This is a genomic window from Tractidigestivibacter montrealensis, from assembly GCF_024741235.1.
Lineage (GTDB): Bacteria > Actinomycetota > Coriobacteriia > Coriobacteriales > Atopobiaceae > Tractidigestivibacter > Tractidigestivibacter montrealensis.
This window is the reverse complement of sequence record NZ_JANSKA010000007.1, coordinates 54,936-67,447: the sequence shown is the minus strand read 5'-3', so window position 1 is coordinate 67,447 and position 12,512 is coordinate 54,936. Positions and strand designations below refer to the sequence as shown.

Sequence of the window (12,512 nt, the reverse complement as noted above, 5' to 3'; positions counted from 1 at the left end):
TCTTCTCGCGCCCTGTATCTGCCCCGAACTACGCACGGCTGCGGTTAAGGTTTGCGTTGGCCTGGGCTTTTGTATCTCTCGGCACCCACCGTGCGTAGTTTGGACACCTGTCGGGCCCTGGGGTCGCCCCGGGCAGTAGGCCCTTCCACCCCCTGCGCGCCCGGTGGCAGAGATCGACGGTTGGGCTATGGTTTTCCAGGGGTACCCCAAGTACAAAGCGGTTCGAGGGCTGATGAACCGCAGGTCAGCGAATTGCCCCTGCGCCGCGGCCACATAAGGATTCTCACCAAAACTGCTGCCAACCGGAAGTCCGCCCGCCGCCGGTGGGGAGGTGGACGGCTCTCACGTGCCGTTGAGAAGGATCCCGACGTTTCTCGCCCCTCTCGGCCTGGATTTTGTCCGATTCCTTCTCAGCAGCACTGGCGGGGGTGGCTGCCCGAGCGGTTGCGGGATGTCGCTCGGCCCCACGCCCACCCCTTGCGCCGCGCAACGTCAAAAAATCTCATGTATTGAGACTTAGATAATGTATAAAGTCAAACCACAGGGGGCATAAGACATAACGTACAAGAGCGAACAAAGCGCTGAGCACGGCAAATGCCGCGGCGGCGCAAAAGGAAAGGAACGCACACCATGGGCAAGATTCTCGGTATTGACCTTGGTACAACCAACTCTGCAATGGCAGTCCTCGAGGGCGGCGAGCCCACCATCATCGTGAACGCCGAGGGCGACCGCACCACTCCGTCCGTCGTTGGCTTCCGTGCCGACGGCGACCGTATCGTGGGCAAGGCCGCCAAGAACCAGGCAGTCACCAACCCCAAGAACACGGTCTTCTCGATCAAGCGTTTCATGGGTCGTCGCTACGACGAGGTTGGCTCCGAGCTCAAGACCGTCCCGTACACCGTCAAGAGCGGCACCGGCAACCGCGCCGTTGTCGAGATCGACGGCGAGGACTTCACGCCCGAGCAGATTAGCGCCATGATCCTTGGCAAGATGAAGGCCGACGCCGAGAAGTACCTCGGCGAGCCCGTCACCGAGGCTGTCATCACCGTCCCGGCGTACTTTAACGACGCCCAGCGTCAGGCCACCAAGGACGCTGGCAAGATCGCTGGTCTCGACGTCAAGCGTATCGTCAACGAGCCTACGGCCGCGGCCCTTGCCTACGGCCTGGACAAGAAGGGCGCCGAGCAGAAGGTCCTCGTCTTCGACCTGGGCGGCGGCACCTTCGACGTCTCTCTGCTCGACCTCGCGGACGGCGTGGTTGAGGTTCTCGCCACCAACGGCGATAACCACCTGGGCGGCGACGACTGGGACCAGCGCGTGATCGATTGGGCCGCTGACAAGTTCCAGCAGGAGAACGGAATCGACCTGCGTAAGGACCCCATGGCGCTCCAGCGCCTGAAGGAGGCCGCCGAGAACGCCAAGAAGGAGCTCTCCGCCGCGCAGCAGGCTGACATCAACCTGCCCTTCATCACCGCTGACGCAACCGGCCCCAAGCACCTCAACTACACGCTGACCCGCGCCGAGTTCGAGCGCATCACGCGTGACCTTCTCGACCGCTGCAAGGCCCCTGTGACCAAGGCGCTTCGCGACGCCAACATGCAGATCTCCGACGTTGACGAGGTCATCCTCGTGGGCGGCTCCAGCCGTATGCCCGCCGTGCAGGAGCTCGTCAAGCAGATGACCGGTAAGCAGCCTAACATGTCCGTGAACCCCGACGAGGTCGTTGCTGACGGCGCGGCCGTCCAGGGCGGCGTCCTTACCGGCGACGTCTCCGGCATCCTGCTTCTCGACGTCACGCCGCTGTCGCTCGGCGTCGAGACCATGGGCGGTGTCATGACCAAGATGATCGACCGCAACACCACGATCCCCACGAGCAAGACCGAGGTCTACTCTACGGCCGCCGACAACCAGACGTCCGTCGAGATCAACGTCCTGCAGGGCGAGCGCGAGATGGCCGCCGACAACAAGTCGCTCGGCAAGTTCACCCTCACCGGCATCCCCGCCGCGCCGCGTGGCGTGCCTCAGATTGAGGTCACCTTCGACATCGACGCCAACGGCATCGTGAAGGTCACCGCTAAGGACAAGGCCACCGGCAAGTCCCAGCAGATCACCATCTCCGGCTCCACCGCGCTCTCTGACGACGAGGTCGACCGCATGGTCAAGGACGCCGAGTCCCACGCCGAGGAGGACAAGAAGCACAAGGACGAGATCGAGGTCCGCAACCAGACCGACTCCCTCTGCTACTCCACCGAGCAGACCCTGAAGGACCTTGGTGACAAGGTGCCCGAGGACCAGCGCAAGAACGTCCAGGACGCCGTTGACGCTGCCAAGAAGGCACTCGAAGGCACGGATATCGACGCCATTAAGGCCGCTGGCGAGAAGCTCCAGGAGGCCAGCCACAAGCTGGCGGAGGTCGTGTACTCCAACACGCAGGAGCAGACGGCAGGCGGCAACGCGGGCGCGTCCAACGCTGGCTCCGGCTCTGCCGATGACGTGGTCGACGCCGACTACGAGGTCGTCGACGACGACAAGAAGAAGGACTAGCCCAGAGATTGGCGCCGCGGCCACGCTGCGGCGCCGCATCTCCAAGATAACCTGTCTAGGGGGCGGCCGAGAAGGCCGCTCCCTCTGGTACGCATGAGGAGGGTGACGTGAAAGTGCCAAACGAGGATGCAGACGAGAAGAAGCCTGGCACCGCGCAGTCGAGCGAGGCCGAGCCCTCGCCCGCAGGCGCTTCGGCAGCCACGGTGGGCGCGGCCACAGCCGCCGCCAGCTCTGCCCCCGGTGACATCGACCCGGACGATGACGCGGCAATGCGCGCCGCTGCCATGAAGGCTGCCGACGAGGTGCTTGAGCAGGAGGCCGTCGAGGACGCGAAGAAGTTTCGCTCCGAGCGCGATGAGCTGCAGAAGAAGCTTAGCGACATGACGGAGGACATCGAGAAGGCCAAGAAGGAGGCCGCCGAGTCCACCGATCGCCTGGTCCGTCTCCAGGCGGACTGGGACAACTACCGCCGTCGCACGGCCCAGGAGCGTCTGGACGAGCGCGAGCGCGCAGCCGAGAAGCTCGTGGTGAACCTGCTGCCCGTTATCGACGACATGGAGCGCGCGCTCGAGCACGCCTCTGGCGTTGAGAAGGACGCCACGTCCGAGCAGTTCAAGCAGTTCGTCGATGGCGTCTCGGCCGTCCACGACAAGATGGTGGGCGTGCTCTCCAAGGAGGGCGTCGAAGAGATCAACCCCGCCGGCGAGCCGTTCAACCCGCTTGAGCACCAGGCCGTTGGCCGCCGCGAGGACAAGGACGCCTACGACGAGACGGTCGACCAGGTCTACCAGAAGGGCTACCGCATGGGCAAGAAGGTCATCCGCACCGCTATGGTGACCGTGACCTACGGCGGACCCAAGCGTCCCGCGGACGCCGCGGCCGACAAGGACGCCAACGCTAAGGACAGCGGCGACAAGGGCCCTGGCTCGGGCAATGACGCCGCAAAGGAAAAGTAGTATAACGGCGCCCGGGCCGCTCGGTCCGGGCGCATTGATATGAGAGGGGGCTCGTGCGAAACCATGGCCAATGGTAAGAAAACGTACTACGACATCTTGGGCGTGAAGCGCGACGCCACCCAGGATGAGATCCGGAAGGCATTCCGCAAGCTTGCGGCCAAGTACCACCCCGATGCCGGTGGCGACGAGAAGAAGTTCAAGGAGATCTCCGAGGCCTATACCACGCTGTCGGACGAGAAGAAGCGCAAGGAGTACGACCAGCTGCTCATGTTTGGCGGCATTCCCGGCGCAGACTTCGGCGGCTCCGGTGGTCCCAGGCGCACGTACACCTACACCAACGTTGGTGGCAACGGCGACTGGTCCGACATCTTCAATGGCATGGGCGGCGACTTTGGTGGCTTTGACTTCTCGTCCATTTTTGGCGGCGCTGCTCGCCAGCAGGCCCAGCGGCCCGCCAAGGGCGGGGACCTCACCATGCGCATCGATGTCACCTTTGACGAGGCGCTCAACGGCGCAACACGCAAGGTGTCATACCGTGTACCGTCAACAGGCGAGGAGCAGACGCTTACCGTCAAGATCCCGGCTGGTGCCGTGGATGGCGGCAAGCTGCGCTACCGCGGTCGCGGCGAGTACGGCGCGAACGGCGGCCAGCGCGGCGACCTCGTGATCACCACGCACGTGGAGGAGCACCCGCTCTTCAAGCGCGACGGTGCCGACATCCGCATGGAGCTGCCGATAAGCATGTACGAGGCCGCGCTTGGCGCGACGGTCGACGTTCCTACGCCAAACGGTACCGAGGTTCGTCTCAAGGTGCCCGCCGGGACGCAGGACGGCAAGCGCTTCCGCTTCCGCGACCTGGGCGCGCCCAATGTCAAGCGCAAGGGCACGCGTGGCGCGCTCTACGTGACCATCCGCGTAAAGGTGCCTACGTCGCTTTCAAAGAAGGAGCGCGACAGTCTTGGCGCCCTGATGGATGCCGACAAGCGAGACTACAGGAAGGACGTCGAGCGCTATGGGTCGTAGCGATGGCGCATCCGAGGGTCGCGACGCGCGCGACAGGGACAAGCCCCTGTACATGATCAGCGTGGCCGCGGAGCTCACGGGCATGCATCCCCAGACCCTTCGCGTGTACGAGCAGAAGGGCCTGGTCACGCCCGGCCGCTCGCGCGGCAACACGCGCCTGTACTCGCAAGCCGACATCGACCGGCTCAACCTCATCTCCAAGCTCACTGACGAGGGAATCAACCTGGCCGGCGTGGTGCGCATCATGGACATGCGCGAGCGAGCCCGCGAGCGGGACGAGGAGATCGACCGCCTGCGCGCACGCGTGCGCGAGCTCGAGGACGAGGTCCACGAGTACCACATGCGCGAGAGGATCACGGCGCTTGCCCGCTACGACGGGCAAAGTCCCGAGCAGGTCATGCGAGGGCTTCTCGGTAACGGCAGCAACGACCCCGTCGAGTAGGCGGGGTCGTTTTTTGTGTGGGGGCGGCGGCGAGAAATGCGGCCTGCTGGGGCTAGAAGAACAGCGGGGCGCGGTCGCGGAGGAAGTCATCCAAGCTGCATGCTCCCGCGGAGCTTCCACCAACCACAATGCGTTTTGCTTCGGGATGCCGGGAGAGGAACTCCGCCATGCCGCTCCGTCGAGCTTCTCCGCCGCCTTTGACCTCGATAGCCGAGAGCGAACCGTTGCGGGAAGCAACGAAGTCGACTTCGCTTGTCCCCTCTCGCCACCAGAAGAGCTCGAAGCCCTCTTCGGGGGCCCTTGCGAGAAGGCGCGCACCAACGGCGGATTCAATGAGGTGGCCCCTGCGCGCCGGATCCGACTCGTACACTATGCGCCCGATGCCGCTCGTCGCGGTCATGAGAGACGTGTCAAACACCATGAGGCGCGGAGAGCTCTTGCGTCGGGTGACTGGCTTGGGGTCGTACTTAGGCAGCCCGCACAGCATGCCCGCTTTGTCGAGAAGGTCGAGGTAGTGTGCGAGCGTTGTGGTGTTCCCCGCGTCCTGGAGCTGTCCGAGCATCTTTGTGTACGAGAGCTCCTGTGCAGAGTAGGACGCCCCAAGCTTGAAGAGCGCTCTCATGAGGGCGGGCTTTCTTACCTGGTCGAGCGCCAGAACGTCTTGAGAGATGGTGGGCTCCACTATAGCGTCGCGCACATAGGCGCCCCAGCGCTTCTCGTCATTCGCGAAGCGTGCTGCACCAGGGTATCCTCCGAGGTAGAGGTAGTCGTCGAGGCTGTAGCCAAATGCTTGTGAGCACTCCTCGAGACTCCAGTGCGGCGAACGTATGAGCTCGAAGCGCCCCATGAGGGAGTCCTCCAACCCCTTGTGAAGAAGAAGGGCGGATGAACCGCTGAGAACAACGCGAACGGGTGTGTTTGTGCGTCGATCCGCGTCGTACAGAGATTTGACGACAGTTGGCCAGTGCGGAACCTTCTGCACCTCGTCGACGACAAATATGACAGGTTGCAAGCCGTTTCTTGTCATGTTGCGAGCCTGCTGCCATTCTGTCTGGAGCCACTCTGGGTTGGGGGTTATTGCGTCGTCGGCGCTGACGAACGAGCGCTCAAGGTTCACGGCTTCGAGGGCCTGGGCGAGCACGGTGCTTTTGCCGGTCTGACGCGGACCAACAACAACCTGGATGAGGGGGTTGTTGGCCTCCACCATGCGTGAGGCAATAGTTTTGACCTGGTGGCGTTGGAACACGGTGCATCCTGCGCTTTCTGTTAGAGTTTGTAGCTATTGAGTAATTATACTCAATATACTGAGTAAATTTACTCAATACGCCGAATGGGTGAGATGCTCGCCGGGCGCGGCTGCTCTCGCATAGTCCTTACAAACCCATTACCCCAACAGATATTGTGCTATGTGTCCAATGTGGATATTATTGTGATATCACATTGAGGCCAATCGGCCCGGCACGTATGATGGAGGCCGAAGCGGAAAGGGGCAGAGATGACGTCCGAGAAACTCATCAAGGCTAAGTCGGGTTGGGCAATGCTCGTTATCACCGTGCTTGTCTTTGCGGCAAGCTGCGCGGGCTTGGTGTGGTCCATCATGCTTCTCGCCACGGCGGATGACGCGGGGCTGCCGGAGCCGCCGTACGCCGGCCCCATGATGCTCGCCGGCTTCCTGCTGCTTGCGCTGGGCTTTGTCCTAAGCTCTGGGTTTATCGCCCTCCAGCCGGGCGAGGCGAAGGTCTGCCTTCTCTTTGGCAACTACATTGGCACCATCCGCGAGTCGGGCTTCTACTGGGCGAACCCTTTCTACAGCCGCAAGATGAGCGAGTCCGGCCCGAACGAGGAGGTCGCCGAGGAGGGCGGCAAGAAGGGTGGCCTCGCGGTCAAGGCGGCAACGGGCATCTCGACCAAGGTGTCGCTCCGCGCGCGCACGCACAACGGCGAGCGCATCAAGGTCAACGATAAGCAGGGCAACCCCATCGAGATTGCTACGGTTGTGGTGTGGCGCGTGTCCGACACCGCCAAGGCCCTCTTTGACGTGGACAACTATATCTCCTACGTCGCCATGCAGACCGAGACCGCGCTGCGCCACGTGGCAAGCATCTACGCCTATGACCACATGGAGGACGACGACGCGGCCAATACCAGCATCACGCTGCGCTCCAACATCGAGGAGGTCTCGAACAGCCTGAAGGAGGAGCTGGGCCTGCGCCTGGCGCCCGCGGGCGTGGAGGTCGACGACGCGCGCCTTACGCACCTTGCCTACGCGCCCGAGATTGCGCCCGCGATGCTTCGCCGCCAGCAGGCTGAGGCCATTATTGCCGCTCGTAAGAAAATTGTCGAGGGTGCCGTCTCGATGGTTGACATGGCGCTCTCCGAGCTCTCGGACGGCGGAATCGTCGACTTTGACGAGGACCGCAAAGCAACCATGGCGTCCAACCTCATGGTGGTTCTCTGCGGCGAGTCCGAGGCGCAGCCGGTGCTCAACACCGGGTCGCTGTACTAAGGCCCGCGGAGGCATCTGCGCATGACACGTCGCAAGCAATATCCCCTGCGCATCGACCCGGAGATCTGGGCCGCGGTCGAGCGCTGGGCCGAGGACGACATGCGCAGCGCCAACGCACAGGTGGAGTGGGTTTTGCGAGACGCGCTCCGGCGCGCCGGGAGGCTTCCGGACCGTGATGGCGCGGGCGAGCGTGGCGGCGCGGGCGACAAGAGCAACGACGGCGCGGGCGAGCGTGGCGGCGCGGGCGAGAGGGGCTAGTGCTTCTCGCCTGGGGCGTCTCCGAAACGGAGGCTGTGATGGCAGGAGAACGTCCGACCCCCAAGAGCGTGCTTGGCCTGGTTGGCAGCTATGCTCTGGCATTTGCGTTGCTTGTTCTGGGGTCTGTCGTGGGCGGGGCTGTTGCGATTTCCATTGCGGCGTTTGCCTACGGGGCTGTGACCTCGGGCGAGGGCGTGCAGGACATGGTGAATGTCCTTGCGCTCCAGGGCGGTCTGGGAATGCTTGGGCTTGCGGAGGGCGAATACTCTACTTCCGCGGCCTCCGCGATTTACACGATGGCGTTCTACCTGAGCTTCATTGGCATTTGGATCGTGTTTCTCATCTACCTGCGCGCAAGCAAGCGCGTAAGGCCCATCCTGGGTGCAGTCACGGAAACACTCCGGCGCGGCTTGGCCTGGGGCTGCTCCTGGGATTTGTGCTCAACGGCGCGTGCGTGCTGGTCGCGGTGCTTGAGGGCAGCTTTTCCCTCTCGCTTGTTGGCGTGAACGTGGCGGGCATCATCGCGGTCTTTCTCGCCGTCTTTGTGCAGTCCTCTGCCGAGGAGCTTGTCTGCCGGTGCTATCTCTACGAGCGAACGTTTCGCGTTACGGGAAGCCATGTGTTTGCGATTGCGCTGAGCACGGTGTTCTTCACGCTGCTGCATCTGGCAAACAGCGTGTTGACGGCGCTTGCCCTCGTTAACCTGGCGCTCTGCGGGGTCCTGTTTGGCCTGGCCGTGTGGAAGCTCGATAGCCCTTGGATGGCGTTTGGGCTGCACGCAAGTTGGAATTTCACACAGGCCGTACTGTTTGGGCTGCCCAATAGCGGCGGCACCACGCCGTTTGCGATCTTTGGCGTGACTCCGGGAACCACGCCCGTGGCGAGATTTGCATACGACCCCGGTTTTGGGATCGAGGGGTCGGCGATGGCGGCGGTCGTGCTGGTCGCTGGCTGCGCGCTGGTATGGTGGCTTGGCGAGCGTTGGGGCGCGAGGCCGACGGACCTCTGGGCCGACGCTGGCGCCGACGGTCCCGACGGTGCTGGCGGTCCCGACGGTGCTGGCGGTCCCGACGGCCTCGGCGTTCCAGCGGCAGCCCCCAATCCCTCTGCGCCAACCGCAGAGAATATCGCTATTTTTTAACTTTCGCTGCGGCGACCTGGGCAAACGCAATCGTCGTTTAAAAATAGCGATAAACTCCGCCGCATGTCCGCCGGGCGCCGCGCGTCTGGTGGCGGCGTATCCCCGCCGGGCGCTGCGTGCTCCGGCACGCCCCTCCACTCGACATCGACTCGACCCACGCTGCAAAAGTGAACACGAAAACGGTCGGGTTAAATCGTTATATGGAATAACGTTGTTGCGCATTTCCTCGGATTGATTTCGTGTTCACTTTTGAGGGTGCGAGGACGCGAGGACGCGGGGGGTGCGAGGACGCAGCAACGGGGCGATGCCCAGTACCCTAGCGGGCCTCGCGCTTGTCTCGCGCCGCGCTCGTCGCCTGAAAAGTGAACACGAAAACAATGACCGCTAAATGATTCCTGTGAAAATGAGGCCGCACGGCATCCGCGATTGATTTCGTGTTCGCTTTTGGTGGACGCTTTCGCGAGAGCCAAGGCCCCCGTGCGCTTCCGGGCCTCGCGACTGTCTCTCGCCGCGCTCGTCGCCTGAAAAGTGAACACGAAAACGGTTGGGCTAAAACGTTATATTGGATAACGTTGTTGCGCATTTCCTCGGATTGATTTCGTGTTCACTTTTGAGCTTTGGCCGCCGAGAGGGGCTGGCCGCCGAGAAGGGCTGGCCGCCGAGAGGGGCTGGCGGGTGTGGCTGCCGAGAGGGTAGAGCCGCAAGCAAGACCCCGGTTCTTCTCGGCAGCAAATCCTACGTGCCATCACATACGAAAATCTGCTACAAGAACACTTAGATTCTGTATATATCGCCTCTCAAGGGGGAATACTCATTCACGATAAACAGATTCCGCCGCCCCTCAGGCCGTGCGGACCATAGGGAGTGATGCATATGAGAATTGATAAGTGGGCAGTCACCGCCCAGGAGGCGCTGCAGTCTGCCGTCGGCATCGCGACGGATGCCGAGGCGGGCCAGGTGGAGCCAGTCCACCTGCTCAAGGCCCTTCTCAGCTCCGGTGAGCAGAACATCAAGGCAATCGTGGAGCGCGTGGGCGCGGACCCGGCCGCAATAGAGTCGCAGGTAGACCGCGCCATCGCCAACGCGCCCAAGGTCACGGGTGACAACTCGCAGATGGGCGCTGGCACCAACTTCGTGCGCGTGGCGGACGCCGCCGAGAAGCTCGCAACCAAGATGGGCGACTCCTACGTCACGAGCGAGCACCTGCTGTGCGCGCTCGCGGATGATCGCTCCGAGGCCGGCAGCATCCTCAAGTCCGCCGGCGTCACGGGCAAGCGCGTGCAGGAGGCCTACGAGGCCCTGCGCGGCGACGAGCGCGTGACCAGCCAGGACTCCAAGCCGGAGTTTGAGGCCCTCTCCAAGTACGGCCGCAACATCACGGACCTCGCCCGTCAGGGCAAGCTTGACCCGGTCATCGGCCGCGTTGAGGAGATTCGCCGCACCATCCAGGTGCTGAGCCGCCGCACCAAGAACAACCCCGTGCTTATCGGCGAGCCCGGCGTGGGCAAGACCGCCATCGTCGAGGGCCTGGCGGAGCGCATTGTCTCGGGCGACGTGCCCTCCACCATCCGCGACAAGGACGTCATCGAGCTTGACATGAGCGCCCTTGTAGCCGGCGCCAAGTACCGCGGCGAGTTCGAGGACCGCCTGAAGTCCGTGCTCAAGGAGGTCGAGAAGTCCGACGGGCGCATCATCCTGTTCATCGATGAGCTGCACACCATCGTGGGTGCCGGCGCAACCGAGGGCTCCATGGACGCAGGCAACATCCTGAAGCCTGCGCTTGCCCGCGGCGCGCTGCACGCCATTGGCGCCACGACGCTTGACGAGTACCGCAAGTACATCGAGAAGGACCAGGCTCTTGCGCGCAGGTTCCAGCCGGTCATGGTGTCGGAGCCCAGCGTCGAGGAGACCATCTCGATTCTCCGCGGCATCAAGGACAAGTACGAGCAGCACCACCGCGTGCGCATCACGGACGCCGCGCTCGTCTCGGCAGCAGATCTTTCCAACCGCTACATCTCTGACCGCTTCCTGCCCGACAAGGCCATCGACCTCGTGGACGAGGCGGCAAGCCGCCTGCGCATGGAGCTTGACTCCATGCCGGCAGACATCGATGCCGTCGACCGCCAGCTCACCCAGATGCAGATCGAGGAGCAGGCCCTCATGAAGGAGGAGGACGAGGCATCGCGCGAGCGGCTCAAGAAGCTGCGCGGCGAGATAGCCACCACCCGCGAGAAGCTCGACGGCATGAAGGCCAACTGGCAGAACGAGAAGCAGGCCATCGACCACGTCCAGGACCTCAAGTCCCAGATCGAGGACGCCAAGGGCGAGATGGAGCGTGCCACGCGTGACGGCGACCTTGCCAAGGCCTCCGAGCTGCGCTACTCGACCATCCCCTCGCTCCAGCGCGAGTATGACGCCGCGTCCGAGGCGCTCTCGCAGAAGCAGGAGTCCGGCGGCATCCTCAAGGAGGAGGTCACGTCCGAGGAGATCGCCGACGTGGTCTCCGAGTGGACGGGCGTGCCCGTGTCCAAGATGATGCAGGGCGAGATGGACAAGCTCAAGAACCTCGAGGCCGAGCTCCACAAGCGCGTCGTGGGGCAGGACGAGGCCGTCTCGGCCGTTGCCGCGGCCGTGCGCCGCAGCCGTGCGGGTCTCTCGGACCCCAACAGGCCCATCGGCAGCTTCTTCTTCCTGGGCCCCACGGGCGTGGGCAAGACCGAGCTGGCCAAGGCGTTGGCTGAGTGCCTCTTCGACGACGAGCGCGCGCTCGTGCGCATCGACATGTCCGAGTACATGGAGAAGTTCAGCGTCCAGCGCCTCATTGGCGCACCCCCGGGATACGTGGGCTACGACGAGGGTGGCCAGCTTACCGAGGCCGTGCGCAGGCATCCGTATAGCGTGATCCTGCTCGACGAGATGGAGAAGGCGCACCCCGACGTCTTCAACATCCTGCTGCAGGTGCTCGATGACGGGCGCCTCACCGACGGCCAGGGCCGCGTCGTGAGCTTCAAGAACACGATCATCATCATGACGTCCAACGTGGGCAGCCAGTTTATTGCCGGCACCAACGCGCAGAGCGATCCCGAGGAGGTGCAGCGCAAGGTCAACGACGCCCTGCGTCAGACCTTCAAGCCGGAGTTCCTCAACAGGATCGACGACGTGGTTGTCTTCCACCCGCTGGGCCTCTCCGATATCGAGAAGATCGTGGACATCCAGCTCAAGGACGTTCGTGCTCGCCTGGCGCGCGAGCGCATCACGCTCGAGCTTACGCCCGAGGCCAAGCAGTCGCTTGCTCATGACGGCCTTGACCCCGTCTACGGCGCGCGTCCGCTCAAGCGCCTGATCCAGCGCCAGGTTGTCGACAACGTCGCCAACCTCATCATCGACGGCAAGGTCGGCGAGGGCGATACCGTGAAGGTGGACGTTGGCGACGACGACAGGCTCTTCGCTGCCCGCGATGACGCGGCGAGCGAGGAGAGCCGCCGTCGCGCGGCCGAGGCGGTTGCCGCCGAAGCCAGCGCCGGTGCGGCCGAGCCCGCCACGGGCGACGAGCCCGTCGAGCCTGACTCCGTGGAGTAGGGCGAGAAGGACGCTGCCAAACGGCGGTGCAAGTCACGGCGTTAACGCGGCCCCGGAGCCAGC

Annotated in this window: 10 protein-coding genes; 9 read left to right on the top strand and 1 reads right to left on the bottom strand. The window is 63.6% G+C overall.

Features of this window, described 5'->3' with window-relative positions; translation table 11 throughout:
* The first annotated feature begins 630 nt into the window (after positions 1 to 630).
* The 4 genes from dnaK to NVS32_RS09780 all read left to right on the top strand — a co-directional run bounded on the left by dnaK (position 631) and on the right by NVS32_RS09780 (position 4,965).
* Positions 631 to 2,544, top strand: coding sequence for a molecular chaperone DnaK (gene dnaK / locus NVS32_RS09795; RefSeq protein WP_032110033.1), 1,914 nt, complete (start codon positions 631 to 633; stop codon positions 2,542 to 2,544).
* A 107-nt stretch (positions 2,545 to 2,651) separates the two neighbouring features.
* Positions 2,652 to 3,500: a nucleotide exchange factor GrpE gene (locus NVS32_RS09790; RefSeq protein WP_258499646.1), complete on the top strand. Its 849-nt coding sequence runs from the start codon at positions 2,652 to 2,654 to the stop codon at positions 3,498 to 3,500.
* A 63-nt stretch (positions 3,501 to 3,563) separates the two neighbouring features.
* Positions 3,564 to 4,523, top strand: a complete 960-nt coding sequence (locus tag NVS32_RS09785) for a DnaJ C-terminal domain-containing protein (RefSeq protein WP_258499645.1) — start codon at positions 3,564 to 3,566, stop codon at positions 4,521 to 4,523.
* Positions 4,513 to 4,965, top strand: coding sequence for a heat shock protein transcriptional repressor HspR (locus NVS32_RS09780; RefSeq protein WP_258499644.1), 453 nt, complete (start codon positions 4,513 to 4,515; stop codon positions 4,963 to 4,965). The genes NVS32_RS09785 and NVS32_RS09780 overlap by 11 nt, the downstream gene beginning before the upstream one ends.
* Positions 4,966 to 5,017: 52 nt before the next feature.
* Here the strand turns inward: NVS32_RS09780 and NVS32_RS09775 are convergent, their stop codons facing one another.
* Complete coding sequence (locus NVS32_RS09775) at positions 5,018 to 6,211, bottom strand: ATP-binding protein (RefSeq protein ID WP_258499643.1); 1,194 nt, start codon at positions 6,209 to 6,211, stop codon at positions 5,018 to 5,020.
* 249 nt (positions 6,212 to 6,460) lie between these two features.
* Here NVS32_RS09775 and NVS32_RS09770 point away from each other — a divergent pair, with 249 nt between their 5' ends.
* The 5 genes from NVS32_RS09770 (at position 6,461) to clpB (ending at position 12,449) form a co-directional block, all read left to right on the top strand.
* Positions 6,461 to 7,471, top strand: a complete 1,011-nt coding sequence (locus tag NVS32_RS09770) for an SPFH domain-containing protein (RefSeq protein ID WP_118110804.1) — start codon at positions 6,461 to 6,463, stop codon at positions 7,469 to 7,471.
* 21 nt (positions 7,472 to 7,492) lie between these two features.
* Positions 7,493 to 7,729, top strand: coding sequence for a type II toxin-antitoxin system antitoxin (locus NVS32_RS09765; RefSeq protein WP_258499642.1), 237 nt, complete (start codon positions 7,493 to 7,495; stop codon positions 7,727 to 7,729).
* 38 nt (positions 7,730 to 7,767) lie between these two features.
* Positions 7,768 to 8,235, top strand: a complete 468-nt coding sequence (locus tag NVS32_RS09760) for a hypothetical protein (RefSeq protein ID WP_258499641.1) — start codon at positions 7,768 to 7,770, stop codon at positions 8,233 to 8,235.
* Positions 8,184 to 8,870, top strand: coding sequence for a CPBP family intramembrane glutamic endopeptidase (locus NVS32_RS09755; RefSeq protein ID WP_258499640.1), 687 nt, complete (start codon positions 8,184 to 8,186; stop codon positions 8,868 to 8,870). The genes NVS32_RS09760 and NVS32_RS09755 overlap by 52 nt, the downstream gene beginning before the upstream one ends.
* Before the next feature lie 873 nt (positions 8,871 to 9,743).
* Positions 9,744 to 12,449, top strand: a complete 2,706-nt coding sequence (gene clpB, locus NVS32_RS09750) for an ATP-dependent chaperone ClpB (RefSeq protein ID WP_258499639.1) — start codon at positions 9,744 to 9,746, stop codon at positions 12,447 to 12,449.
* Positions 12,450 to 12,512: the final 63 nt, after the last annotated feature.